Here is a 23,741-nt window from a genome sequence, read left to right on the forward strand (position 1 = left end):
GTGCAAGAATGAGCAGGCGCGCCCCGTTTGGCGTGCCGTCAGCTGCAAATAGGAGTGTTGTGCCCGCCAAGGCCAAGGAAAAAACCGGCAAGAAACTCGTGATCGTCGAGTCACCGGCCAAGAGCAAGTCCATCGCCAAATACCTGGGCGATGGCTTCGTCGTGGACGCATCCGTCGGTCATATCCGGGATCTTCCGCAGCCCTCGGAGCTGCCGGCGGAACTGAAGAAGTCCCCGGTGGGGAAGTTCGCCGTTGATCTGGAAAACGACTTCGAGCCGTACTACGTGGTCTATCCGGATAAGAAGAAGAAGGTTGCCGAGCTCAAGGCCGAGCTCAAGGATGCAGACGAACTCTATCTGGCCACCGATGCGGACCGCGAGGGCGAGGCCATCGCATGGCACCTGCTGCAGGTCCTCAAGCCGAAGGTCCCGGTCTACCGGCTGGCCTTCACCGAGATCACCAAAGAGGGCATCGCCCGGGCCATGGAGAACATCCGTGAACTCGACACCGATCTCGTTGACGCCCAGGAAACCCGGCGTGTGCTGGACCGGCTCTACGGGTACGAGATTTCACCGGTGCTGTGGCGCAAGGTTGCCCGCGGCCTGTCCGCCGGCCGTGTGCAGTCCGTCGCCACGCGACTGGTCGTCGAGCGCGAACGCGAACGCATGGCGTTCCGCTCGGCTTCCTATTGGGACCTGGCCGGCGAATTCGCCACTGGCGCGGGGGAGTCCTTCCGCGCCAAGCTCGTGGCCGTCGATGGCGGCCGCATCGCCTCCGGCCGCGACTTCGATGACCTCGGTGCCCTGAAGACCCCCAAGTCGGGCACCGCCGTCGTGCATCTCGACGAGACGGCCGCCACCTCCCTGGCCACCGGCCTGCAGGACAGCGCCTTCGCCGTCACCAGTGTCGACACGAAGCCCTACACCCGCCGTCCCGCGGCGCCGTTCACGACCTCGACGCTGCAGCAGGAGGCCTCCCGCAAGCTGCGCTGGTCCTCCAAGTCGACCATGCAGGTCGCGCAGCGCCTCTATGAAAACGGCTACATCACCTATATGCGTACCGACTCGGTCTTCCTCTCCAACGAGGCAGTCAACGCGGCCCGGAAGCAGGCGGCGGAGCTCTACGGGCAGGATTCCGTGCCCGGGAAACCGCGCGTGTACAAGTCGAAGTCCGACAGTGCGCAGGAAGCCCACGAAGCCATCCGCCCCGCCGGCGATGCCTTCCGGCGTCCGCGCGACGTGAAGTCCCAGCTCGGCGGCGACGAGTTCCGGCTCTACGAGCTGATCTGGAAGCGCACCGTCGCCTCCCAGATGGCCGATGCCAAGGGCTCGACCGCCTCCGTCCGCCTCGCCGGCGAGGCCACCGACGGACGGCGTGCCGAGTTCTCGGCCTCCGGTACCGTCATCACCTTCCGCGGGTTCATGGCCGCCTACGAGGAGGGCAAGGACATCTCCGCGCAGGAGGAAGCGGAGAACGACGCCGAGCGCCGGCTTCCGCAGCTGGCCTCCGGGGATGCCCTCAACGGCACCGACATCACCGCCAGCGGGCACGAGACCTCCCCGCCTCCGCGCTACACCGAGGCGTCGATCATCGCCGAGCTCGAGGACCGCGAGATCGGGCGCCCCTCGACCTTCGCCCCGACGATCTCCACCATCATGGACCGCGGCTACGTCACCAAGCGCGGCGGGGCACTGGTCCCGAGCTGGATCGCCTTCTCGGTGATCCGCCTGCTGGAGGAGCACTTCGCGAAGTACGTCGACTACGGCTTCACCGCCCGGCTCGAGGACGACCTGGACGAGATCGCCAAGGGACACGTGGCACGCTCGGCGTGGCTGAAGGACTTCTACTTCGGTGCCACCGAGGGAACGGGCCTGCAGGGCATCGTGGAGAACCTCGGCGACATCGACGCCCGGGCGATCAACTCGATCGACATCGCCCCGGGAATCGTGCTGCGCGTGGGCAAGTTCGGCCCGTACCTGGAACGGCCGCTGCCGGCCGACGCCCCCGAGGGCACCGAGCCCGAACGGGCCAACGTCCCCGAGGACCTCGCCCCCGACGAACTCACCGCCGAGAAGGCCCTCGAGCTGATGGAGAACTCCGGGCCCTCCGAGCGCGCCCTGGGGACCGACCCGGAATCCGGACGCGAAATAGTCGCCAAGGACGGCCGCTACGGGCCCTACGTGACCGAGGTGGTGGTCGAACCCACCGCGGAGGAACTCGCCGCCTTGCCGGTCGAGTACTACAAGAACGGCAAGCCCAAGCCGCCGAAGAAGCCCGTCAAGGTCAAACCGCGGACCGGTTCGCTGTTCACGTCGATGTCGCTGGAGTCCGTCACCCTCGAGGATGCGCTCAAGCTCATCTCGCTGCCGCGGGTTCTCGGCGCCGACGCCGAGGGCGTGGAGATCACCGTGCAGAACGGCCGCTTCGGCCCGTACCTGAAGAAGGGGACCGACTCGCGCTCGATCGGCAGCGAGGAGGAGATCTTCACCATCACGCTGGAGCAGGCGCTGGAGATCTACTCGCAGCCCAAGCAGCGCGGCGGCCGGGCCGCGACGCCGCCGTTGGCGGAGTTCGGGCCGGATCCGGTCTCCGAAAAGCCGATCGTGGTCAAGGAGGGGCGCTTCGGTGAATACATCACCGACGGCGTCACCAACATCACGGTCCCGCGGGGAACCAGCATCGAGGAACTCACGCGTGAGCGCGCCGTCGAGTTGCTTGCCGAGAAGCGCGCCAAGGGCCCGGTGAAGCGCGGTGCCCGCAAGGCCCCCGCCAAGCGGCCCGCCGCCAAGAAGAAGTAGCGCGGGCGGAGGCCACGATGCGACTGGGCGTCCTCGACATCGGCTCTAACACGGTGCACCTGCTGCTCATCGATGCCTACCCGGGTGCCCGGCCGACGGCGTTCGCCTCGCACAAGCGGCCGCTGTCGCTGGTGGCCTACCTCGACGAGACGGGGGCGATCACCGACGAGGGACAGCGTGAACTCCTCGACTTCGTCCACGAGGCCTCGCGCTTCGCCATCAGCCACCGGGCAGAGGACCTGCTGGCGTTCTGCACCTCGGCGATCCGCAACGCCAGCAACGGCCCCGAGGTGATCGAGCGCGTCGTGCGGGAAACCGGGATCCGGTTGACCGAGCTCTCCGGCGAGCAGGAAGCGGGCATGACCTATTACGCGGTGCGCCGCTGGTTCGGCTGGAGTTCGGAGCGCATCCTGGACCTGGACATCGGTGGTGGATCGTTCGAAATGGCCTACGGGACGGACGAATTCCCCGAACTGGCGCTCTCCGTGCCGCTGGGTGCCGGCCGGCTGACGCGTGACTGGCTGCCGGGCGACCCGCCCCGTACCGCGGACGTGAAGGCGCTGAAGGCCTATGTGAAGGACACCCTGGCCGAGCCGGCCGCGGTGATCGCCGCCCGTCCGCGACCGACCCTGGTCACCGCCACGTCCAAGACCTTCAGGTCGCTGGCCCGCATCACGGGTGCGGCACCGAGCGACGAGGGCATCCACGTCAAGCGCGTGCTGCGGCTGGAGGACCTGAAGTTGTGGGGCCGTCGGCTGGAGGCCATGACCGCACGGGAACGCAGCGAGCTGCCGGGGGTCTCGGAGATCCGTGCCCAACAGATGCTCGCCGGCGCCATCGTCGCGGCCACGGCGATGAACCTGCTGGGCATCAAATCCGTGCGCATCTGCCCGTGGGCCCTGCGCGAGGGACTCGTCCTGCGCCGTTTTGATCACCTGATCTTTGACGGCCCGTTACCTCTGGGGAGTAGCGTGGGAGTGGGCCAGGTCGAACTGGGTCAGTTGCCGGGGTTGCCCGCCACGGGCGCCATCGAATGAGAAGAGGGGACTAGGCAATGTCGAAGGATTCGATCCAGGTCGGGTTGTCCAGTGCGTCGGTGTTCCCGCTGAACGTCCACGATGCCTTTGCCGTCTCACGGGACATCGGGTACGACGGCGTCGAGGTGCTGGTCACCGGCAACCACCTTTCGCAGGATCCCCGCAAGCTCAACGAGCTCAGCTCCCGCTATGACCAGCCGATCCTGGCGATCCACGCGCCGACCCTGTTGTTGACCCAGCAGGTGTGGGGTGGTGCGTGGTCGAAGATCGAGAAGTCAGCGGCGATGGCCAGGGAGGTGGGGTGCGACGTCGTCGTGGTCCACCCGCCGTTCCGCTGGCAGGGCAGCTACGCCACGGGATTTGCCGACGGTGTCGCCCGCATCATGGACGACTATGGGGTGCGCATCGCCGTCGAGAACATGTATCCGTGGAGGGCCCGCGGCCGCGAGACGAAGATGTACCTGCCGCATTGGGATCCCGTCCCCCAGCCCTACGAGTTCGTGACGTGGGATTTTTCCCACGCGGCGATCGCCAACGTGGATTCGTACCAAGCGGTGAAGGAACTGGGCGATCGTCTCAGCCACGTGCACCTGTGCGACGGCCTGGACAACGGAAAGGACGAGCACCTCGTCCCCGGCCGGGGCACCCAGCCGGTCGTCTCCTCCATGGAGTACCTGCGCGACAGCGCGTGGGACGGCCACGTCGTTGTGGAGGTCTCGACGAGGAAGGCAAAGGGAGCCGGCGAAGGCGAGGAATGGCTGGCCGAAACGCTGCGCTTCGCCCGCCAGCACCTGGCACCCGTCACGGCCGACGCCCCCGCCGACTCGGCAACGCACGCCTCCTAAGCGGACGGGCACCCGGCGTGCGAAAATGGGACCATGTCTTCCACGAGCACACCACGGACGAGCCCCCGTACCGTCCAGCGACTGGCCTTCATCGGCACCGGCAACATGAACGGGGCGATCCTGCGCGGGATACTTGCCGGTGGATTCGACGCCGGGAACATCACCGCCACCGTCCGCGGGACGGAGAAGGCCGCGAAGCTGGCCGATGACACCGGTGTCCAGGCGGTCGCCACCCACGATGATCCCGCCGCGAACACCCGGGCCGTCGCGGGTGCCGACGTCGTTTTCCTCGGCGTCAAGCCGGTCGGCATCCAGGATGCCTGCCGGGAAATCGCCGCTTCCCTGTCCCCGGACACCATCGTCGTCAGCGTCGCCGCCGCCGTGACCACGTCGATGATCGAGGCCGCGCTGACCGCCGGTCAACCCGTCGTGCGCTCGATGCCGAACACGCCCCTGACCGTCGGCAAGGGGGTCGTCGCGCTGGCCGGTGGAACCGCCGCGAGCGAGGCCGACGTCGCCGCCGTCGTGGGGCTCTTCGCCGGGGCGGGCCTGGTCCGGGTGGTCTCCGAGGACCAGCTCGACGCCGTCTCGGCGGTGAGCGGCTCGGGGCCGGCCTATGCGTTTTACCTGGCCGAGGCGATGGCGCACGCAGGGGAGCAGCTGGGGCTCGATGCCGAACTCGCCCGGGACCTGGCCCGGGCCACGGTGGCCGGCGCCGGCGCCATGCTTGATGACCCGGAGGCGGATCCCTCGGCCCTTCGCACGGCCGTCACGAGCCCGAACGGAACCACCCAGGCCGCGCTGGAGGGCTTTGACGCGGCCGGCATCCCCGCGGGCATCGCCGCCGGCGCCCGGGCCGCCGCGGAGCGGGCAGCGGAGATCACGCGGGAACTGGCCGGCTGACCGGCCCCTTGCGGTGGCAGCGCGCCGCCTCGGGAGGTTTACGGGCGGGCGGCGAACCGTTCAAGCAGGTCGACGTGCCCGGACACGATCAGCACGTCGCGCCGGGTGACCTTGGTGTCGGGCTGGGCATAGGTGAAATCCTCGCCCGGTGACTTCACGCCCACGATCGTCACGCCGTACTTGGACCTGACCTGGGATTCGCCCAGCGTGAATCCCTGGGTCTCCTTCGGCGGGTACATCTTCACGATGGCGAACCCGTCGTCGAACTCGATGAAGTCCAGCATGCGACCGCCCACCAGGTGGGCGGCGCGTACTCCCGCATCCGCCTCCGGGTAGACCACATGGTTGGCGCCGATCCGCGAGAGGATTTTTCCGTGCGAGGGCGTGATCGCCTTCACCCAGAGATGCTCCACGCCGAGGTCCACCAGGTTGACGGTGATCAGCACGGAGGACTCGATCGACGTGCCCACGCCGACGACCGCCGAGGTGAAGTCCTGGGCGCCAAGCTGGCGCAGGGCGTCCACGTTCGTGGCGTCGGCCTCCACCACGTGGGTCAGGGTGCCTGCCCACTTCTGCACCAGTTCCTGGTTGCGCTCGATCGCCAGGACCTCGCGGCCCTGGCGCACCAGCTGCTCCGCCACCGCGGCACCGAAGCGGCCGAGTCCGATGACCAGGACGGGGGCATTGTGATCCGACTTGTTCTCAGCCAATGATCGGCCTTTCCTCGGGGTAGTGGTAGAGCTGGTTGCGCTGGCGCAGGCTCAACGCCGTCGCCAGTGTAATCGTGCCCACGCGGCCGGCGAACATGAGGGCCGAGAGCACGTACTTGCCCTCCGGGGGTAGTTCGGCGGCCAGCCCGGTGCTCAACCCCACGGTGGCGAAGGCCGAAATCGAGTCGAAGAGCACGCGGTCCATGGACTCGCCGCTGATGGCCAGCAGCAGGCCTGTGGCGACACTGACCAGGGTCGCGCCGAGCACGACGACGGAAATCGCCACCCGCATGGTGCTTTCCGGGATGCGCCGCCCAAAGGCCCTGATATCCGAATCACCGCGGGCCTCGGCGACGATGGCCAGGAACATGACTGCAATGGTGGTGACCTTGATGCCGCCCGCGGTCGACGCGGAACCGCCACCGGCGAACATGAGCGCATCGGTGAGCAGCATGGTCGGGGCTTCCAGCTGGTTCTGGTCGACGAGGTTGAACCCCGTCGACCGCGTCATCACGGAGGCGAAGAACGAATGGATGAGCTTGTCCCACACGTCCATGCCGCCGATGGTCGCGCGGTTGTTCCACTCCATCGCCCCCCAGCCGAAGCCGCCGAGGACGAGCAGGGCGCCCGAGACGACGATCGTCAGCTTCGTGTGCAGGTTCCATTTGCGGTAGCTGCCGCGGTAGACGATGAGGACCATCAGCACCGGGAAGCCCAGCGAGCCGATGATCGCGCCGACCATCAACGGGACCAGCACCCACAGGTCGGTCTCGTAGGGGACCAGGCCGTCGGAGTGCGGGGTGAAGCCGGCGCTGTTGAAGGCCGAGACGGCGTAGAAGATCCCGTGCCAGATGGCCCGGCCCAGTGGTTCGCCGAGGATGAGGAACCGTGGGGCCAGCGCCAGGGCGAGCAGGGCCTCGATCGTCACCGACGTGGTGATGACGATGCGCAGCAGGGTGCCGACCTCGCCGAGGCGCCCGACGTTCTGGATGTTCATGGCTTCCTGGGCGCGCAGCTTGCCGCGCACGCCCAACCGCTTGCTGACGGCCAGTGAGAGCACCGAGGCCAGCGTCAGGATCCCCAAACCACCCATGAAGACGCCCAGGAGGATGATCACCTGGCCGAACAGCGTCCAGTGCGTCGCGGTGGATACCACCGTCAAACCCGTGACGCAGACAGCCGACGTGGCGGTGAACAGGGCATCGTGCAAGGGGGTGAATTCCCCGCTGGCGGAGGCGGCCGGCAACGACAGGATCGTCGTGAACAAGGCGATGACCAGCGCGAAGACACCGATGGCCAGACGCGCCGGCGACGTCGCGGCGACGGCATCCACGAAGTCGCGGGACCCCTGGAGGAAACGCGGCACGGCGTTCGCCCACGTCAGCATCGTGGGTTGCGGTGGGGACGACATGGTCTGCGGCGGCTCCGGGAACGGTAGATTCCGGGCGTTTCCCGGCACTGTCCACAGTAAAGCACCCGGCGTCGCCTGCGCCTTGAAGCAATCGCCGAAGCGACGCCGATCACAGCTCCGGCCGCCGGATCGCGTAACCTGAGCCGGTGAGCATGAGTACACCGCCGTCACCACCCACCGAGGTCCTCTGGAGCGAGGACCTGATGTCCTACCGCTTCAGTGACAGCCACCCCATGCATCCCTCGCGGCTGGACTTGACCATGCGGATGATCGAGGGGCTGGGGATCCTGGAGCGCCGGAACATCTCACTGCTCCCGCCCCGGGTCGCCAGCGACGACGAGTTGGCTGCCGTCCATGACCGGGACTATATTGCCGCCGTCCGGTACGCGGGCGAACACCCCGGCGAGGTGAACGAGCAACGGGGCCTGGGCACCGAGGACGACCCCGTCTTCCCTGACATCCACGTCGCCAGCGCCCGCTTGGCCGGGGGATCCATCCAAGCGGCGGACGCGATCCTGGCCGAACGCGCCCTCCACGTGGTCAACTTCGCCGGCGGCATGCACCATGCCGCTCGGGGCCGGGCCAGCGGGTTCTGCATCTACAATGACGCCGCCCTGGCCATCCAGCGGTTGCTCGACGGCGGCACCCGGCGGGTGGTCTACATCGACGTGGACGCCCACCATGGCGACGGTACCCAGGCGATCTTCTGGGATGACCCGCGGGTGCTGACCATATCGCTGCACGAATCGGGCATGTCGTTGTTCCCGGGCACCGGATTCGCCAACGAGGCCGGGGGACGGGACGCCCTGGGCAGCGCGGTCAACGTAGCCTTGCCGGCCGGAACCACCGACGCCGGCTGGCTGCGGGCCTTCCACGCCGTGGTCCCCCAACTGGTGGCCGCCTTCGGCCCGGAGGCCATCGTCAGCCAACACGGTTGCGACGGACATCGCGGCGACGATTTGAGCAACCTGCGCCTGAGCGTGGACGGGCAGCGCCAGAACGCGCTGGACATCGCCGACCTGGCCCAGCGCCATTGCCAGGGCCGCTGGATCGCCACCGGCGGTGGCGGATACAACCTCACCGACGTCGTCCCGCGCACCTGGAGCCATCTGGTGGCCATTGCCGGCGGGCAACCGGTCCCCTTGCGCACCGAGGTGCCCGCAGCCTGGTTGGAATATGTCCTGGACCGCTACGGGGTACGGGGGCCGCAGCTGATGAACGACGAGGTGGACCTGTGGTGGCGCTCCTGGGAAGTCGGGTACGACCCGGCAGATGCCATCGACCGCACGATCATGGCCACCCGCAAGGAGATCTTCCCTGTCTACGGGCTGGACCCCTGGTTCGACTGAGCGGACCACCGCGTGGTCGCGATGCCCTGGGCGATATATGCGGATAGGGTGATGAAATGACTTCCGACGATGTCTTCTCCGTCCTGGCCGATCCCACGCGGCGCCGGATCCTCGACGAGCTACGGGAAGGCGAGAACTCGGTGGGCGACCTCGTGCAGGCCCTCGAGGTATCCCAACCGACCGTCTCCAAGCACCTGAAGGTCCTGCGCGAGGCAGGCGTCCTGCGGATGCGGGCCGACGGGCAACGGCGGATCTATGCCGTCGAACCCGGGGCCCTGTACCCGGCGGCGACATGGCTCGCCGGATTCCCGCCACACGCCGCCGTGGACCCCGTCGCAGCGGAAGCCGGGCGCGGAGGATACAACACGCCACCGCCGATGGGCAACACCCAGGGATCGGCGTCCCCTGCCCCGTCGGCCGCGACGGATGCGACCGCCCGCGCCCTGGAGGCAGCGGCGTCGTACCGCGCCACGCAGCAGGCGCAGCAGGAGACGGCCGCGATCACCGTCTCCGGGGCGGACGGCCGGGAAAACCCCGCCGTTCCGGGAAGCACAAACGCCCCACAACAGCTCGGCCGGACCGTCGGACGCACCGTCGAACAGGTGACCGGACGTGCCCAGGACCTGCTGGAACGGCTGCAGAAACCCAAGTTCGGCCGCCGCCGCTAGGTCCACGGAATGGCCTGATCCACGTTACGGGCGGCTCCCGGTATTTTTACGGCCGGTTGTGACCGTCGGCCACCGGCGTGCCATGGTACTTACCGGAGCGCCGACGCTCACCCCATGGGTGCCGTCGCGCCCATCTCAAGTTCAAAGGAGTACCGCTTGGATCAGCATCTGCTCGATATCCGCGAGGACGTTTTCCACCGCAACCAGGGGGAATCCGAATTCCACCAGGCCGTGACCGAGGTCTTCGAGAGCCTCAACGCCGTCATCGACAAGCACCCCGAATACGCCGACGCGGCCATCCTGCAGCGCATGTGCGAACCGGAGCGCCAGATCATCTTCCGTGTCCCGTGGGTCGACGACGCCGGCAAGGTGCAGATCAACCGCGGCTTCCGCGTCGAGTTCAACTCCGCGCTCGGCCCGTACAAGGGCGGATTGCGCTTCCACCCGTCCGTGTACCTGGGCATCGTGAAGTTCCTGGGCTTCGAGCAGGTCTTCAAGAACGCGCTGACCGGCATGCCCATCGGCGGCGGCAAGGGCGGATCCGACTTCGACCCCCGGGGCAGGTCCGACGGCGAGGTCATGCGCTTCTGCCAGTCGTTCATGACCGAGTTGTACCGGCACATTGGCGAGTACACCGACGTCCCCGCCGGTGACATCGGTGTCGGCGGCCGGGAGATCGGCTACCTCTTCGGCCAGTACAAGCGCATCACCAACCGCTACGAATCCGGTGTCCTCACCGGCAAGGGCATGGGCTGGGGCGGCTCGCTGCTGCGCCCGGAGGCCACCGGCTACGGTGCAGTGCTCTTCGCCCAGGAAATGCTGAAGACCCGGGGGGCGAGCTTCGATGGCCAGCGTGTCGTCGTCTCCGGTTCGGGCAATGTGGCCATCAACGCGATCGCCAAGGCCCAGACGCTGGGCGCCAAGGTCGTGGCTGCCTCCGATTCCGGCGGCTACATCGTCGACGAGGCCGGCATCGACGTAGAGCTGCTGCGCGAGATCAAGGAGGTTGAGCGCGGCCGCATCAGCGACTACGCCGACCGCCGCGGCTCCAAGGTCGACTACGTAGAGGGCGGCAGCGTGTGGGATGTCGATGCCACCGTCGCCCTGCCCAGTGCCACGCAGAACGAGCTGGACGCCACCGCCGCCAAGCGGCTGGTGGAATACGGGATCGTGGCCGTCGCCGAAGGCGCGAACATGCCGTGCACCGCCGACGCCACGCAGATCTTCCAGGATGCCGGCGTCCTGTTCGGCCCGGGCAAGGCAGCCAACGCCGGGGGCGTGGCCACCTCCGCCCTGGAGATGCAGCAGAATGCCAGCCGCGATTCGTGGAGCTTCGGGCACACCGAACGCCGCCTCGAGGAGATCATGGTCGGCATCCACACCACCTGCGCGACCACCGCCGACGCCTACGGCAAGCCCGGCAACTACGTTGCCGGCGCCAACATCGCCGCGTTCACCAAGGTCGCCGACGCCATGCTCGCCCTCGGCGTCATCTAGCCGGCACCTGCCGCAGTCGGCAACCACCATCGAGGGACCATCCCGCCAGGCGGGCTGGTCCCTCGATGTCTGCCAGAGTAGTGGCATGGAGAATCCAGAACCGCTATCGGGACACCGGATCGAACCCGCTGCGGTGGACCAGGGCGATATCGACGCCTACCGTACGCTGGCCGGGGACATCGCCTCGGGCACCGCGGTGGTCGCCGCACGCCAGCACGGCCGGGACGTCGCCGCGACGGTGACCGGGTTCCTCGACGTCTCCTACGATCCCCCGACGATGCTCGTGAGCCTCTATGCCGACGGCCGCATCGCCGAGGCGGTCGAGGCTGCCGGGGCGTGGACCCTCTCGCTGCTCTCGGGGGAGCACGAGGGTACCGCGAACTGGCTCGCCAGCCCCGGGAACCCCGTCTACGGACTGCTCAACCAGATCCCCTTCCGGCGTTCCCCGGTGTCCGGGGCAGCCGTCATCGAGGGGGCGATCTCCTGGTTCGAACTGCGCACGACGGCGGTACACCGGGTGGCCACGCACCTGGTCGTGGCCGGCGAGGTGCTGTCCATGGGCGGCGGTGATGACACCCAGGCTGCGAATGACCCGCTCGTGCACTTCTCCCGCGAGTACCGCCACCTGCGCTAGGAGGAGCCTGCGGCAGAGTGGTCGCACCGCGTCATATTCGCGGCCGGGCACACTGCCACGGATGCGGCCGCGCTAGGCTGAAGCGATGACGACCCGTTGGTATGCGTATTTTGCGTCGGCTCTGGAGGAGCCCGCGACACGCTGATTGCGCATGCCCACCTCCAGAGCCGACAGGGCCGGAACACCAGTTCCCGGCCCTTTGCCATTGAAACGGCGGCCCTGGACGGTGTGGTCACACCCCGGTAGGTAACCCGGGGCCGCAGTGGAAGGGCACGACGCCACCACCGAAAGGCCCCCGATGACCACCACCGGCCACGAAACCGCGACAGCCCCGAACACCGATGAACACATCGTCGCCTACGCCCCGCTCGCCACCCCCGCGGAATTGAACATGGAACTGCCCGCCGGCCCGGATGCCCAGTATGCCGTCGCCCGGGCGCGCGAGGAGGTCCGCGCCGTCCTCGCCGGGTTGGACGAACGACTGCTGCTCATCGTCGGCCCCTGCTCCATCCACGATCCGGAGGCAGGGCTGGAATACGCCCGCGCCCTGGCACGCGTCGCCGCCCGCCACCGGGGGGAACTGCTGGTGGTGATGCGCACCTACTTCGAAAAGCCACGGACCACGGTGGGCTGGAAGGGCCTGGTCAACGACCCCGGGCTCGACGGCAGCCACGACATGGACACCGGACTGCGCATGGCCCGGCGCTTCCTGCTCGACGTGACCGCACTGGGCCTGCCCACCGCCACAGAGTTCCTCGAACCGGTCACCCCGCAGTACCTGGGCGATCTGGTGTCCTGGGGTGCCATCGGCGCCCGGACCGCGGAAAGCCAAATCCACCGGCAGCTGGTGTCCGGCCTGTCGATGCCCGTCGGGTTCAAGAACGGCACCGACGGCGGACTGCAGGTCGCCCTCGACGCCTGCGCGGCGGCCTCCGCCGGGCAGGCGTTCCTGGGAATGGATCCCCAAGGACGCGCCAGCATGGTCCGTACCGACGGCAATCCGGATGTTCACCTGGTGCTGCGCGGAGGGGCTTCAGGACCGAACTACTCGGATGCCGACATCGAGGCTGCCGCCAGTGCGGCGTCCGCAGCCGGGGTGAACCCCCACCTCGTCGTCGATGCCAGCCATGCCAATTCCGGGAAGTCCCACGAACGCCAGTCCATCGTGCTCGAGGAGCTGGCCGCCAGCATCGCCGCCGGGCAAGACCAGCTGGCCGGAATCATGGCCGAGAGTTTCCTGGTGCCCGGTGCCCAGAAGATCATCCCGGGGGCACCGCTGACGTACGGGCAATCTGTCACCGACGCGTGCATGGGATGGGAAGCCACCGAGACGGCGCTCGACACACTGGCCGCAGCCGTCAGATCCCGCATGGCGGCAAGATGACGGGAAACGGTTGCCAAGAGTTTCACAATCTTCCCACCAGCCACTAAGGTGGGTTCCTAGATGGTAGTGCGCGCGGATTGATCCGGGCGATGCCTCGCTGGGGGTGTTCCTTTCAGCCAGTTCAGGAGAAAATGCCGATGGCCGACGCTAAGAACTTTTCGAACGCGCGCTTCATGACGGTGGCCGAGGTCGCCGAGATGATGCGCGTCTCGAAAATGACCGTGTACCGTTTGGTGCACGCTGGCGACCTTCCAGCCGTGCGTTTCGGCCGCTCCTATCGTGTGCCGGAAACGGCCGTCGAGGCCTACCTGAACACCGCCCGCGTTGACGGGGCATCGGAGACCGCGTGAGAGCGTGGTCTGCGCCGGCCCCTCGGGCAAGGTAACCTGTTAAGGAACATTTAACGTCCGCGATGGTTGCTGCCTGCTCCCCGCGTGGCCGTCAGCAGTAATCAATCACCAGTCTGTGAGGAACCAAATGGGCTCAGTTATCAAGAAGCGCCGCAAGCGGATGGCCAAGAAGAAGCACCGCAAACTGCTTCGCAAGACGCGTCACCAGCGTCGCAACAAGAAGTAGCCACGCAGCGGGACAAGTTCCTGCGCGAAGGCGAACGATGGCGGGTCCACCCTCGGGTGGCCCCGCCATCGTCATGTCCCGGACCGTCCACCCCGGTGCACAGGGCAGGCATCAGCCGCGGAAACGTCGCTTCATCATCATCAGGCCCCGCCAGAGTCCATACACCGCGCCCGAATAGGTAGCGGCCCGCAGGCCGATGGTCGCCGCGCGTCGGCCGCGCCGGAAATCGTAGACCGGCCAGTGGTGGGCCAGGGCGTGACGGCGCAGCCGGGCATCCGGGTTGATCGCCACGGGATGGCCAACCACTGTCAGCAAGGGCACGTCATTGTAGGAGTCGCTGTAGGCCCAGCTGGCGGACAGGTCCAGCCCGTCACTGGCCGCCAGCTCCGATACGGCTGCTGCCTTGGCCGGACCATGCAGGATCTCGCCCACGAGTCGGCCGGTGTAGACACCCTCGTGCTGGTCGACCACCGTCCCCAACGCGCCCGTCAGGCCGAGTTTCGCGGCGATCACATCGGCGACCTCCAGCGGAGTCGCGGTGACCAGCCAGACCGGACGATCGGCATCGAGATGGGCCTGCGCCAGCGCCCGGGTGCCGGGCCAGATGCGGCTGGCGATAAACTCGTCGTAGATCTCGCCGCCCAGTGCCGACATGTCGTCGACCAGGATGCCCGCGGCCAGCGCCAGCGCCTGGTCCCTGACACGGTGGACCGAAGCGAGGTTCTCCCCACGCAACAGGAAGCTGGCCTGCTGGGCGCCGATCCACAGGGCATGGCGCAGGCTGAACGCACCCCGGCTATACATCTTGCGGGCGACAGCAAACAGGCTGGCCCCGCGCATCATCGTGTTGTCGACGTCGAAGAATGCGCCGGCCTGGCCCACCGGACGCTGCGTATCTATCGCGGCGGCTGACTGGGGCTGCTCTGGCATCCGCCCAGTCTATCCACAAGCCATTTTTCCCGGGACCGCTGGCCGGAGTCCGGTCCGGCGGAACCCTGCATTCGGCCGCCATCCGGCGAACGAATCCGTCGCAGAGGGGTCGTGCCAACAGGCGGTCATGTGTGGGGCCGGGGCGGTGCAGGGCGGTAGGTTTGGATCATGGAATCTTCGGAACGGGAACCGAGAGTGCGGCTGTTGACCAAGTCTGGCTGCCATCTCTGCGCCGCGGCTCGCCAGACCGTCGAATCCGTGACCCTGCGGCATGGGGTGGGATGGGATGAGGTGCTCATCGACGACGATCCGGAATTGGTGCGGCGCTTCGGCGAGGAGGTCCCGGTGCTCCTGGTCGATGGAGTGCAGCGCGACTTCTGGGTCATCGATCCGCTCCGACTCGCAAAGCTGATCGGCGCATGAAACCGGGGGGAAAGCTCCTCCCGGAAGCGACGCTGGGCCGCATGACGCTGTACCTGCGCGCCCTGGAGGCCCTACGTGAAGCCGGACGGGCGACCGTCTCATCGGAGGTACTTTCCGCGGCGGCAGGGGTGAATCCGGCCATCCTGCGAAAAGACCTGTCTCTCGTGGGCACCTTCGGTACGCGTGGCGTTGGCTACCGTGTGGAGGTGCTCGCCGCGCGCATATCCACGACGCTCGGCCTCGAGCGGGAGTGGCGCGTGGCCATCCTCGGTGCCGGCAACCTCGGACGGGCACTGGCCGGCTACTCCGGCTTCCAAGACGGGGGATTCAGCGTCGTGGCCATCTTCGACATCGCCGAATCGGCGGTAGGACGCCAACTCGGCGGGCTCACCGTCCGCCACGTGGACGAACTCGCCGAGGCCGTCGGCGGGCTGGGCATCAACATGGCCGTCCTCGCAGTTCCGGGGGGTGCCGCCCAGGGACTCTGCGCACGGGTGGTTTCCGCCGGCATCACCAACATCCTCAGTTTCGCCCCGGTGGTATTGCAGGTCCCCGAGGGGATCCGCGTGCGGAAGGTGGACATGGCCCGGGAGCTCCAGATCCTTGCCTACCACGCCGCGTTCGGTGCCGACCGGGACGGCACCTGAACCGCCCCGGCCGAACTTTCCGGACTACTTCCGGAAGCCGCCATGCTTGTGCAGGGCCACCGCGCCGATGTACTCCGAAGAAGGCCGAAGCCAGGAGCAGACGATGCCGGCAATCCCCAACCCGATGGCCAGGAAAGCCAGCAAGTCGAACTGGGACAGCAGACCCACGAGGGAAATGACCGCCAGCACCGTTCCGGTGATACGTGCTCCGTTGCTGCCCTTGCGGATGAAGGTGGCGATCAAGGCATAGATACCCGCGCCGATCACCATGATGAACAAGACAGCGATCTTCATCGGGCCGATGATCGAAGCCATGTCGAGGCCTGCGTCCCGAAGCTCCTGGTCCATGGCGGGGTCCTGGGTGGTCATCGCCTGGTTGATGGCATCCAGTATGACGGAGTTCGGCACGAAGAGCAGGATCAGCCCCTGGATGAGGGTGACCAGCCCGGCCGCCATGATCAACCAGAAGGCCGCATTGACCTGAGGCGGCCGTGCGGGCCGTGCCCCGGGAGCAAGGTCGGAGCCCGGTTGCCCGCCCGGGGGCTGCTGGGGATAGCCGTAGTACTGCTGATTCGGGTATGCCTGGCCCGGCGGCGGCAGATTCGGTTGGCCGGGCTGCCCATAGCCCTGTGCGCGCGCGTCGCCCGGTTGGCCATACTGACCGTATGCGGGCGGTTGCCCCGGTGCGGCCTGGCCATAGGGCGGCGATTCCCCTTCGGGAATCCGCTGGCCGAATTTTGGCGGCTCCGGAACCGGCGGGGTTCCGCCTCCCTGCTCGGGACGGGGGTCCTGGTCGGGATCCCGCGGATGGGGGGTGCTCATGATCTGTCCTCCGATGGTCTGGCGTGCGGTCTGCTTGTCTCCAACACTAATGTGCCCATGCCCGGCGGGGGCATCATCCTGTAGGTTGAATCCGCCCGCCCGCGACGTGTCGGTGAGCGGGATCACCGCCGGGCTTTAGGCGTGGACGCAAAGGTTTGAGAGACTGGACGCATGCCTGCTGCCACCGTCCACCTGCTCCGCCATGGAGAGGTCCACAACCCGGACAAGGTGCTCTACGGCAGACTTCCCGAATTCCATTTGTCGGAACTCGGCCGCATCATGGCCGAGCGGGCTGCCGGCTATTTCAGCGCCCAGCGCGAAGCCGGTGCCAAGATCGTGCATCTGGCGGCGTCTCCACTGATCAGGGCCCAGGAAACCGCACGTCCGACGTCAGAGTCCCTGGGCCTGGAGATATCGACCGATGAGCGGATCATCGAGGCAGAAAACCACTTCGAGGGGCTGTCCGGCGTGAAGGGCCATCTGGCCCAGCCGCGCCATTGGCCGTACCTCGTCAATCCATTGCGGCCGTCCTGGGGGGAGCCCTACCGGGCCCAGGTCGACCGCATGATGGCCGCGGTGAAGGACCACCGCGACCGGGCCGTGTCACTCGGCGGCCCCGGTGCCCAAGCCGTGCTGGTCAGCCACCAGCTGCCCATTTGGGTCACGCGCCTGGCCGCCGAAAACAAGCACCTGTGGCATGATCCCCGACGGCGTCAATGCACGCTTGCGTCGATCACCAGCCTGGATTTTGAGGGGGAACGGCTCGTCGCCGTTCGTTACACCGAACCCTGCGCTGACCTTTTGGCCAACGCGGCAAACATCCCCGGAGCCTAGCAACATGCCGTCCCGTCCCGATTCATCTTTTCCCGAGCGCCGCCGAGTGCTGCGTGCTGCTGCCCTCCTCGCAGCGGTCATCCCGTTGGCGGCCTGCTCGGCCGATGACGATCCCCTGGCTGAACAAGCCCGGGCCGGCAACGGCAAGAACTACATTGCCGGGGATGGATCGGTCCAGGAATATGGCCGCGATTCCCGCGGCAAGCCCCTGGACCTGAACGGGACCACGTACGACGGTGAGAAGATCGGCCCCGAGCAGCTGAAGGGCCAGGTCACGGTCCTGAACTTCTGGTACGCAGCCTGCGCACCCTGCCGCCTGGAAGCTCCGCATCTGGCAACGTTGAGCAAGGCCTTCGCCAAGAAGGGCGTGCAGTTCTACGGGGTGAATGTGCGCGACGGGAAGGCGACCGCAGCGGCGTTCGAGCGCACCTTCGATATCCCCTACCCGTCGATGCCGGACGCGGACGGGTCCATCCTGCTCTCGATGACGGAATATGTGCCGCCGCAGGCAGTACCCACCACCCTTGTGCTGGACCGGCAGGGCCGGGTCGCCGCACGACTCCTCGGCGAGGCCGATGAGTCAACGCTGAAGGCCCTGATCTCCGACCTGGTCGCCGAGCCAGCGTGATCGCCGGGCTCGCCACGGTCTTGCCGGCGCTGAGTGCCCAGGCCAATCCGTTCGCCGAAGCCGTCCAGGACGGATCCCTGTTGTTGTCCATACCGGTGGCAGTCCTCGCCGGCCTCGTTTCCTTCTTGTCCCCGTGCGTCCTGCCGCTGGTCCCCGGATTCCTCGGGTACGTCACCGGCCTGACCGGGGCCGACCTGGCCGACCAGAAGCGCGGACGCATGGTCGCCGGTATCGGGCTCTTCGTGTTGGGGTTCAGCATGGTATTCATGCTGGTGGGCGTCGTCTTCACCAAGGTTTCGGTCTGGCTAATACACGGAGGGGATTGGGTCACCCAGGCCCTGGGGCTGGTGGTCATCGTCATGGGGATCGTTTTCATGGGCGGTTTCTCCTGGTTCCAGCGGGACCGGAAGATCCATCACCGTCCACCGGCCGGATTATGGGGAGCGCCTGTGCTCGGCATGACCTTTGGATTGGGCTGGGCGCCCTGCATTGGCCCGACCCTCTCAGCCGTTCTGGCCATGAGCACCGGGCCGGAGGCCAATGTGACACGTGGCGCGCTGCTGACCTTCGCCTACTGCCTGGGTTTGGGCGTCCCCTTTCTGCTCATCGCCTTGGGCTTCCGCCGCGCCGCCGGCACGCTGGCGTTCTTCAGGCGCCACCAACGCGCCGTCATGCGGGCCGGTGGCCTCCTCCTCGTCGTCCTTGGTGTCCTGATGGCCACCGGACTGTGGGGCGACTGGGTGCTGCAATTGCAATCGTGGTTCAAAAACGACGTAAGGATGCCGATCTGATGGCATTGACCAGGAATACAGATCAACCGTCATCGTCCGGTCCGGGCAAAGGAAAGAAGCCCCGGGACGGCGACGTCGCGGTCCCCGCTCTTGGCCCGCTCGGTATGCTCCGGTGGGCATGGACCCAACTCACCAGCATGCGCACCGCGCTGTTCCTGCTCTTGCTGCTGGCGGTGGCCACCGTCCCGGGCTCGCTCTTCCCACAACGTTCGGTGAACCCCACCGAGGTGACCGCTTACCTCGACAACAAGCCGGTGCTGGGCCAGTGGCTGGACGCCTTCCAGCTCTTCGACGTGTTCTCGAGTGTGTGGTTCTCGGCGATCTACCTGTTGCTGTTCATCTCCTTGATCGGGTGCGTCTTCCCGCGCGCCAAGAAGCACCTGCAGGCCCTGCGGACACCGCCTCCGCGCACACCGGCCCGGCTATCGCGGCTGCCGGAAAACGGGACCCTGGAAGTTTCCGCGCTCCCTGCGGATCTTCCCGACAGCCAGGTCCTTGCGCGCTCGGCGACCCTGCTGAAGAAGCGAGGCTACCGCGTCGAGCAGCGACCCGACGGCCAGACCCCGTCGGTGGGCGCCGAACGTGGCTACATCCGCGAGGTCGGCAACCTGATCTTCCACTTCTCGCTCATCGGCGTGCTGTCCGCCGTCGCCATCGGCGGCGTCTTCGGTTACAGCGGCCAACGCATCGTCGTCGAGGGGGAATCCTTCGTCAACACACTGGTCTCCTACGACTCCTTCACTCCCGGGACCGGGTTCAAGGAAGGCTCGCTGAGTCCCTTCTCCGTCACCCTCGATGATTTCAACGTGACCTACGACCGCGAATCCACGACGCACTTCGGCCAGCCCATCGACTTTCACGCCAAGGTCACGACCTCGGAACCGGGAAGCGAGCCGAAGAAACAGGACCTGCGCGTCAACCACCCGCTGCGGATCGGCGGGACGGCCGTCTACCTGGTCGGCAACGGGTACGCACCCGAGATCACCGTCCGCGACGGGAATGGCGACGTGTCCTACTCCGGACCGGTGGTCGCGGTCCCGCAGGACGCTGTCCTCACCTCCCTGCTGGTGCTCAAGGTGCCCGATGCCCGGCCCGACCAGCTCGGCTTCGTCGGGCTCTTCCTTCCCACGGCCGGCGTCAACTCGTCGGGGGTGGGCATCTCCCTGGATCCCAGCCCGGTACTGCCACAGCTGCAGCTGAACTCCTACTACGGGGACCTTGGCCTGGACTCGGGGGACCCGCAGAATGTCTTCGTGCTCGATACCGACAAGCTCACCGAGCTCAACAGCCGCAACCTCGACGCGGGCGGGCTCATCGTCAATGCCGGGCAGACCGTGAAGCTGCCCCAGGACAAGGGGTCCATCACCTTCGACGGCATCAAGCGCTACGCGGCACTGGATATCCACCACGACCCGGGTAAGCTGCCCGTGGCCATCTTCGCCGCGTTGGCCCTGCTTGGCCTGGCCGTCTCCCTGTTCACCCCCCGCCGTCGTGCCTGGATCAAGATCCATCCGGTCGGGGAAGGGCCCCGCGACGGTGACGACCACGGCGGGCGTATCATCGAATACGGGGTGCTGGCCCGTGGGGAAGATCCCCGCGTGCGGCAGGAGGCCCGGGAGCTTCGCACACTTCTTGAGCGCGAATTCACCGGCGCCAGCCGGACCAAAGTTTAGGAGACAGAGGAACACGCATGCCAACGATCAATGAACAGCTCGGCGCCTACAGCGACCTCTTCATGCTGCTGGCGGCCATGGCGTACGCCATCGCCTTCATCGCCTTTGCCTGGGATCTGGCCAAGTCCAACCAGACCATCAGGGAGCTGGAGTCGGGGCTGCTGGCCGAGGAAGCCAAGCAGCTGGCGACCGTTGGCGCCACGTCCGCTACGGATCACCAGGACCGCGGCCCGCACGCGCCCGCCGCCGATGACGGCGTGCTCGTCAACGAATCGATGAACTACATCCACAGAGCCGGCAGGCGCACCGCGGCGCGCGTGGGTGTCTCGATCGCGTGGATCGCCGCGGCCATCCACGTGTTCGCCGTGGTCTCCCGCGCCATCGCCGCCGGCCGTGTGCCATGGGGCAACATGTACGAGTTCCTGACGACCGGTGCCATGATCGTTGCCCTCGTATTCCTGGTCGTTCTGCTCAAGAAGGACCTGCGGTTCATGGGGACCTTTGTCATGGGTCTGGTCACTCTCATGCTGTGCGCCGCGACCATGGGCTTCCCGACCCCTGTCGCCCATCTGGTACCGGCGCTGCAGAGCCCGTGGTTGATCATCCACGTGTCCATCGCCGTGTTGGCCTCCTCCCTGTTCACCATCACCTTCGCCTTGAGCGTGCTGCAGCTCTTCCAGGCGGACCGCCAGTCCAAACTCGCCGCCGGCAAGCCGGACAGGCTCGCCTTCCTCCGCATGGTTCCCAGCGCCGCCGCACTGGAGAGCTTCGCGTACCGGATCAACGCCGTGGCCTTCGTGATGTGGACCTTCACGCTCATGGCCGGCGCCGTCTGGGCCGAAGCAGCCTGGGGCCGGTACTGGGGTTGGGACACCAAGGAAGTCTGGACCTTCGTCATCTGGGTCGTCTTCGCCGGATACCTCCACGCCCGGGCAACCCGCGGCTGGACCGGAACCCGCTCGGCGTGGCTGAGCATCATCGGCTACCTGTGCATCGTCTTCAACTTCACCGTGGTGAACCTGTACTTCAACGGCCTGCACTCCTACGCAGGCGTCTAGGAGCACCGGCGAGGGGCCCGGCACGGAGAGCATCAACGCTCCGGCTGGGCCCTTGCTCATGCGGCGGGGCAGGGGCCTGTCGCCGTCCAGCCGTCGTGGCATTTCGGTGTCGGGTCCGAGTGCGCGCTGCGACGAAGCCGGGAATCTCGGGCTGCACATCGGCCGGGTGCCGGTGCCCTACGCTGGATCAATGACCTCGATGCCAGGGCCCGACCGGCCGCTCCCATACCTGCGCACGGCAGCGCTCCCGTTGGCCCTTGCCGTCCTGGCCATCGTCGCGGCGTTGGTATCAACGTTCCTGGCGGCCGTCGTGGCGAAGCTGGTGCTGTTGGGCCTGGCCCTGGTCCTGATCCTGGCCTGTGGCGTGAGCCTGGGTTTGCTCGTCTACCGCATCCGGAAGTCCGCGTCGACGCCCCAGCGCTGAGGCGAGTGGCGGAAACTAGGACGTGGGGGGATTGGTATCCCGGTCCGAGGGAAGCCCGTCACTGTCGCTCGGCGGTTGCTCGTCCTTCTGGTCCTTGGCCTCCCGGGCCTTCAGCTCCGCTTCTCGACGGCGCAGCTCCTCGTCCTTGGCGCGCTGTCGGCGCTGTGTCTCGAGGCTGCGCAGGAATTCGGGGTTGTCGTCGGGGGCCGAGGGGCCCGTGGTCGGACGCTGCCGGGCCACGGGGCCGGAAGCCGAATCATTGGGCCGCCCCAACCAGAACCACAAGCAGGCGCCGACGAGGGGCAAGAGGATGATGGCCACGATCCATCCCGGCTTGGCGATGCTCCGCACCCGGTGCGCCGGTGTTTGCGCACACTGGATCAACGCATAGATGGTGACGGCGAGGGCCACCAGTGCGCCGAGCAACAAATTCCTGACCATGCTTCCAGTGTAGTGAAGATTCCGCCCACCGGGTGCAGCCGGTAGAATCGGACTGTGCAGTTCCTCAAGTACACCATTATCCGGTTGGTTCTCTTTTTCGCCATATTCGCGGCGTTGTACTGGGGCCTGCGTTTTTCCCTCTGGCTGGCAGCCCTGGTCGCGGCCGTCGTGGCATTCTGCATCGCCTACCTGTTCCTGAACCGGATGCGGTCCGCCAGCGTCCAACAGGTCCAGTCCAGGGTGGCGGACCTGCGTAGCCATCCCGGATCCCACAAGAGTGCCCTCGAACGCGAGGACGAGGAAGCCGAAGACCGCTTCCAGTAGCCCGGCGGCAGGTCAGCCCTGTTGGCGTAGCACCACGGTGACGACCATGCCGATGGCGAACAGGATGCTGTAGGCCAAATTGATGAATCCGGTGTGTTTGAGCACCGGGATCAGGGCCTTCCTGTCGCGGCTCTTGAGCATGACCCACGCAGGCATCAGGCACAGCGGGGCCACCAGCACCACGAGCATGAGCCACGGATACCCGCGCAAGAGCAGCAACGGCAGAAGGATCGGCAGGGCCAGCATCAGGACGTAGGCCACACGCGCCCAGTCGTCGCCGAGCCGGACGGCGAGGGTCCGTTTTCCCACCTCGCGGTCCGTGGGGATGTCGCGCACGTTGTTGGCCATCAAGAGCGCAGTGGCGATCAGTCCCGTCGCGCAGGCACCGATCCAAGCGGTGGCGGGAAGCTGCAGGACCTGCGTGAAGGTGGTGCCCAGGGTTGCCACCAGGCCGAAGAAGAGGAAGACGAACACATCCCCGAGGCCCTGGTAGCCGTAAGGCCGCTCGCCGCCGGTGTACCCCCAGGCAGCGAAGATCGCGGCGACGCCGACCAGCAGCAGCGGCCACGCCTGGGACAGCAGCACCAGGACCAACCCCGCAACCGCGGCGGCCCCGAAGCAGGCGAACGCGGCGGCCTTGACCTGGCCGGGCTTCGCGGCCCCCGATCCTGTCAACCGCAGCGGCCCGACCCGGACGTCGTCGGTCCCGCGGATGCCATCCGAATAGTCGTTGGCGTAGTTCACCCCAATCTGCAGCAACAGGGAGACGAGGGCGGCCAGGATGGCGCGGAACCACCAGATGTGGCCATCCACCCCAAAGGCCGCCGCCGTGCCGATGATGACCGGGGCGATCGCCATCGGGAGGGTGCGCAGCCGGGCGCCTTCGATCCATTGGGCGGGCGTGGCCACGGCGGGGTCCTCTCGGTAGGATGCT

Annotated in this window: 26 protein-coding genes; 20 read left to right on the forward strand and 6 right to left on the reverse strand. The window is 67.1% G+C overall.

Annotated elements, in window-relative coordinates; translation table 11 throughout:
- Window positions 1-59: 59 nt before the first annotated feature.
- Genes topA through proC form a run of 4 tightly spaced genes read left to right on the forward strand, consistent with a single transcriptional unit; the run spans window position 60 to window position 5,583 of the window.
- A complete protein-coding gene (gene topA / locus AC1MEQ_RS14120; RefSeq protein ID WP_479791603.1) occupies window positions 60-2,798 on the forward strand; it encodes a type I DNA topoisomerase in 2,739 nt (912 codons plus the stop codon).
- A 17-nt stretch (window positions 2,799-2,815) separates the two neighbouring features.
- Window positions 2,816-3,835, forward strand: a complete 1,020-nt coding sequence (locus tag AC1MEQ_RS14125; protein ID WP_479791604.1) for a Ppx/GppA family phosphatase — start codon at window positions 2,816-2,818, stop codon at window positions 3,833-3,835.
- A gap of 17 nt (window positions 3,836-3,852) precedes the next feature.
- Complete coding sequence (locus AC1MEQ_RS14130) at window positions 3,853-4,680, forward strand: sugar phosphate isomerase/epimerase family protein (RefSeq protein WP_479791605.1); 828 nt, start codon at window positions 3,853-3,855, stop codon at window positions 4,678-4,680.
- Between the two features lie 33 nt (window positions 4,681-4,713).
- Window positions 4,714-5,583: a pyrroline-5-carboxylate reductase gene (gene proC / locus AC1MEQ_RS14135; protein WP_479791606.1), complete on the forward strand. Its 870-nt coding sequence runs from the start codon at window positions 4,714-4,716 to the stop codon at window positions 5,581-5,583.
- Between the two features lie 38 nt (window positions 5,584-5,621).
- Here the strand turns inward: proC and AC1MEQ_RS14140 are convergent, their stop codons facing one another.
- Window positions 5,622-6,293: a potassium channel family protein gene (locus tag AC1MEQ_RS14140; RefSeq protein WP_479791607.1), complete on the reverse strand. Its 672-nt coding sequence runs from the start codon at window positions 6,291-6,293 to the stop codon at window positions 5,622-5,624.
- On the reverse strand, window positions 6,286-7,680 hold the full coding sequence (locus AC1MEQ_RS14145; protein WP_479796140.1) for a TrkH family potassium uptake protein: 1,395 nt from the start codon (window positions 7,678-7,680) through the stop codon (window positions 6,286-6,288). The genes AC1MEQ_RS14140 and AC1MEQ_RS14145 overlap by 8 nt, the downstream gene beginning before the upstream one ends.
- A gap of 176 nt (window positions 7,681-7,856) precedes the next feature.
- On the opposite strand from AC1MEQ_RS14145, the gene AC1MEQ_RS14150 reads away from it, so the two are divergent.
- The 7 genes from AC1MEQ_RS14150 (at window position 7,857) to AC1MEQ_RS14180 (ending at window position 13,812) form a co-directional block, all read left to right on the forward strand.
- Window positions 7,857-9,053: an acetoin utilization protein AcuC gene (locus AC1MEQ_RS14150; protein ID WP_479796141.1), complete on the forward strand. Its 1,197-nt coding sequence runs from the start codon at window positions 7,857-7,859 to the stop codon at window positions 9,051-9,053.
- 56 nt (window positions 9,054-9,109) lie between these two features.
- The gene (locus tag AC1MEQ_RS14155; RefSeq protein WP_479791608.1) at window positions 9,110-9,721 is read left to right on the forward strand and encodes an ArsR/SmtB family transcription factor; all 612 of its coding nucleotides are present in this window, start codon (window positions 9,110-9,112) and stop codon (window positions 9,719-9,721) included.
- A gap of 156 nt (window positions 9,722-9,877) precedes the next feature.
- Window positions 9,878-11,218, forward strand: a complete 1,341-nt coding sequence (gene gdhA, locus AC1MEQ_RS14160; RefSeq protein ID WP_479791609.1) for an NADP-specific glutamate dehydrogenase — start codon at window positions 9,878-9,880, stop codon at window positions 11,216-11,218.
- 85 nt (window positions 11,219-11,303) lie between these two features.
- A complete protein-coding gene (locus AC1MEQ_RS14165) occupies window positions 11,304-11,852 on the forward strand; it encodes a flavin reductase family protein (RefSeq protein ID WP_479791610.1) in 549 nt (182 codons plus the stop codon).
- Between the two features lie 298 nt (window positions 11,853-12,150).
- Window positions 12,151-13,236, forward strand: coding sequence for a 3-deoxy-7-phosphoheptulonate synthase (locus tag AC1MEQ_RS14170; RefSeq protein WP_479791611.1), 1,086 nt, complete (start codon window positions 12,151-12,153; stop codon window positions 13,234-13,236).
- Window positions 13,237-13,373: 137 nt separating this feature from the next.
- Window positions 13,374-13,586: a helix-turn-helix domain-containing protein gene (locus AC1MEQ_RS14175; RefSeq protein WP_417220006.1), complete on the forward strand. Its 213-nt coding sequence runs from the start codon at window positions 13,374-13,376 to the stop codon at window positions 13,584-13,586.
- Between the two features lie 127 nt (window positions 13,587-13,713).
- Complete coding sequence (locus AC1MEQ_RS14180; protein ID WP_003792170.1) at window positions 13,714-13,812, forward strand: 30S ribosomal protein bS22; 99 nt, start codon at window positions 13,714-13,716, stop codon at window positions 13,810-13,812.
- A gap of 111 nt (window positions 13,813-13,923) precedes the next feature.
- On the opposite strand, the gene AC1MEQ_RS14185 is transcribed toward AC1MEQ_RS14180, so the two are convergent.
- Window positions 13,924-14,742: an HAD family hydrolase gene (locus tag AC1MEQ_RS14185; RefSeq protein WP_479791612.1), complete on the reverse strand. Its 819-nt coding sequence runs from the start codon at window positions 14,740-14,742 to the stop codon at window positions 13,924-13,926.
- A 168-nt stretch (window positions 14,743-14,910) separates the two neighbouring features.
- Between AC1MEQ_RS14185 and AC1MEQ_RS14190 the strand changes: the two genes are divergently transcribed.
- The gene (locus AC1MEQ_RS14190) at window positions 14,911-15,165 is read left to right on the forward strand and encodes a glutaredoxin family protein (RefSeq protein ID WP_479791613.1); all 255 of its coding nucleotides are present in this window, start codon (window positions 14,911-14,913) and stop codon (window positions 15,163-15,165) included.
- Window positions 15,162-15,812 carry a redox-sensing transcriptional repressor Rex gene (locus AC1MEQ_RS14195; RefSeq protein ID WP_479791614.1) on the forward strand — a complete coding sequence of 217 codons (651 nt, stop codon included), beginning with the start codon at window positions 15,162-15,164 and terminating at the stop codon, window positions 15,810-15,812. Before AC1MEQ_RS14190 ends, AC1MEQ_RS14195 begins: the two co-directional genes overlap by 4 nt.
- 24 nt (window positions 15,813-15,836) lie before the next feature.
- Here AC1MEQ_RS14195 and AC1MEQ_RS14200 read toward each other — a convergent pair whose 3' ends face one another.
- Window positions 15,837-16,760 carry a hypothetical protein gene (locus AC1MEQ_RS14200; RefSeq protein WP_479791615.1) on the reverse strand — a complete coding sequence of 308 codons (924 nt, stop codon included), beginning with the start codon at window positions 16,758-16,760 and terminating at the stop codon, window positions 15,837-15,839.
- 45 nt (window positions 16,761-16,805) lie between these two features.
- Between AC1MEQ_RS14200 and AC1MEQ_RS14205 the strand changes: the two genes are divergently transcribed.
- The 6 genes from AC1MEQ_RS14205 (at window position 16,806) to AC1MEQ_RS14230 (ending at window position 22,042) form a co-directional block, all read left to right on the forward strand.
- Window positions 16,806-17,468 (forward strand): histidine phosphatase family protein, encoded by a 663-nt coding sequence (locus AC1MEQ_RS14205; RefSeq protein WP_479791616.1) that lies wholly within the window; start codon window positions 16,806-16,808, stop codon window positions 17,466-17,468.
- A 4-nt stretch (window positions 17,469-17,472) separates the two neighbouring features.
- The gene (locus AC1MEQ_RS14210) at window positions 17,473-18,096 is read left to right on the forward strand and encodes a TlpA family protein disulfide reductase (protein WP_479791617.1); all 624 of its coding nucleotides are present in this window, start codon (window positions 17,473-17,475) and stop codon (window positions 18,094-18,096) included.
- Window positions 18,096-18,887, forward strand: coding sequence for a cytochrome c biogenesis CcdA family protein (locus AC1MEQ_RS14215; RefSeq protein ID WP_479796142.1), 792 nt, complete (start codon window positions 18,096-18,098; stop codon window positions 18,885-18,887). The genes AC1MEQ_RS14210 and AC1MEQ_RS14215 overlap by 1 nt, the downstream gene beginning before the upstream one ends.
- Window positions 18,887-20,560: a cytochrome c biogenesis protein ResB gene (resB, locus tag AC1MEQ_RS14220; RefSeq protein ID WP_479791618.1), complete on the forward strand. Its 1,674-nt coding sequence runs from the start codon at window positions 18,887-18,889 to the stop codon at window positions 20,558-20,560. Before AC1MEQ_RS14215 ends, resB begins: the two co-directional genes overlap by 1 nt.
- A 17-nt stretch (window positions 20,561-20,577) precedes the next feature.
- On the forward strand, window positions 20,578-21,618 hold the full coding sequence (ccsB, locus tag AC1MEQ_RS14225; protein WP_479791619.1) for a c-type cytochrome biogenesis protein CcsB: 1,041 nt from the start codon (window positions 20,578-20,580) through the stop codon (window positions 21,616-21,618).
- A 190-nt stretch (window positions 21,619-21,808) separates the two neighbouring features.
- Window positions 21,809-22,042, forward strand: coding sequence for a hypothetical protein (locus AC1MEQ_RS14230; RefSeq protein WP_479791620.1), 234 nt, complete (start codon window positions 21,809-21,811; stop codon window positions 22,040-22,042).
- 15 nt (window positions 22,043-22,057) lie between these two features.
- On the opposite strand, the gene AC1MEQ_RS14235 is transcribed toward AC1MEQ_RS14230, so the two are convergent.
- Window positions 22,058-22,483 carry a PLD nuclease N-terminal domain-containing protein gene (locus AC1MEQ_RS14235; RefSeq protein WP_479791621.1) on the reverse strand — a complete coding sequence of 142 codons (426 nt, stop codon included), beginning with the start codon at window positions 22,481-22,483 and terminating at the stop codon, window positions 22,058-22,060.
- Window positions 22,484-22,537: 54 nt separating this feature from the next.
- On the opposite strand from AC1MEQ_RS14235, the gene AC1MEQ_RS14240 reads away from it, so the two are divergent.
- Window positions 22,538-22,807 carry a DUF4229 domain-containing protein gene (locus AC1MEQ_RS14240; RefSeq protein ID WP_479791622.1) on the forward strand — a complete coding sequence of 90 codons (270 nt, stop codon included), beginning with the start codon at window positions 22,538-22,540 and terminating at the stop codon, window positions 22,805-22,807.
- Window positions 22,808-22,819: 12 nt separating this feature from the next.
- On the opposite strand, the gene AC1MEQ_RS14245 is transcribed toward AC1MEQ_RS14240, so the two are convergent.
- Complete coding sequence (locus AC1MEQ_RS14245; protein WP_479791623.1) at window positions 22,820-23,716, reverse strand: 1,4-dihydroxy-2-naphthoate polyprenyltransferase; 897 nt, start codon at window positions 23,714-23,716, stop codon at window positions 22,820-22,822.
- Between the last annotated feature and the right edge of the window lie 25 nt (window positions 23,717-23,741).

The organism is Arthrobacter sp. ASL1 (assembly GCF_056680475.1).

Bases quoted from the DNA above. Each gene is read 5' to 3' on its own strand.
- AC1MEQ_RS14165 (WP_479791610.1), top strand. From the start codon at position 11,304: ATGGAGAATCCAGAACCGCTATCGGGACACCGGATCGAACCCGCTGCG.
- AC1MEQ_RS14195 (WP_479791614.1), top strand. From the start codon at position 15,162: ATGAAACCGGGGGGAAAGCTCCTCCCGGAAGCGACGCTGGGCCGCATG.
- AC1MEQ_RS14150 (WP_479796141.1), top strand. From the start codon at position 7,857: ATGAGTACACCGCCGTCACCACCCACCGAGGTCCTCTGGAGCGAGGAC.
- AC1MEQ_RS14210 (WP_479791617.1), top strand. From the start codon at position 17,473: ATGCCGTCCCGTCCCGATTCATCTTTTCCCGAGCGCCGCCGAGTGCTG.
- AC1MEQ_RS14180 (WP_003792170.1), top strand. From the start codon at position 13,714: ATGGGCTCAGTTATCAAGAAGCGCCGCAAGCGGATGGCCAAGAAGAAG.
- AC1MEQ_RS14185 (WP_479791612.1), bottom strand. From the start codon at position 14,742: ATGCCAGAGCAGCCCCAGTCAGCCGCCGCGATAGATACGCAGCGTCCG.
- AC1MEQ_RS14235 (WP_479791621.1), bottom strand. From the start codon at position 22,483: ATGGTCAGGAATTTGTTGCTCGGCGCACTGGTGGCCCTCGCCGTCACC.
- AC1MEQ_RS14175 (WP_417220006.1), top strand. From the start codon at position 13,374: ATGGCCGACGCTAAGAACTTTTCGAACGCGCGCTTCATGACGGTGGCC.
- AC1MEQ_RS14170 (WP_479791611.1), top strand. From the start codon at position 12,151: ATGACCACCACCGGCCACGAAACCGCGACAGCCCCGAACACCGATGAA.
- AC1MEQ_RS14130 (WP_479791605.1), top strand. From the start codon at position 3,853: ATGTCGAAGGATTCGATCCAGGTCGGGTTGTCCAGTGCGTCGGTGTTC.
- resB (WP_479791618.1), top strand. From the start codon at position 18,887: ATGGCATTGACCAGGAATACAGATCAACCGTCATCGTCCGGTCCGGGC.
- proC (WP_479791606.1), top strand. From the start codon at position 4,714: ATGTCTTCCACGAGCACACCACGGACGAGCCCCCGTACCGTCCAGCGA.
- AC1MEQ_RS14155 (WP_479791608.1), top strand. From the start codon at position 9,110: ATGACTTCCGACGATGTCTTCTCCGTCCTGGCCGATCCCACGCGGCGC.
- AC1MEQ_RS14145 (WP_479796140.1), bottom strand. From the start codon at position 7,680: ATGCTGACGTGGGCGAACGCCGTGCCGCGTTTCCTCCAGGGGTCCCGC.
- AC1MEQ_RS14230 (WP_479791620.1), top strand. From the start codon at position 21,809: ATGACCTCGATGCCAGGGCCCGACCGGCCGCTCCCATACCTGCGCACG.
- AC1MEQ_RS14190 (WP_479791613.1), top strand. From the start codon at position 14,911: ATGGAATCTTCGGAACGGGAACCGAGAGTGCGGCTGTTGACCAAGTCT.
- AC1MEQ_RS14125 (WP_479791604.1), top strand. From the start codon at position 2,816: ATGCGACTGGGCGTCCTCGACATCGGCTCTAACACGGTGCACCTGCTG.
- ccsB (WP_479791619.1), top strand. From the start codon at position 20,578: ATGCCAACGATCAATGAACAGCTCGGCGCCTACAGCGACCTCTTCATG.
- AC1MEQ_RS14205 (WP_479791616.1), top strand. From the start codon at position 16,806: ATGCCTGCTGCCACCGTCCACCTGCTCCGCCATGGAGAGGTCCACAAC.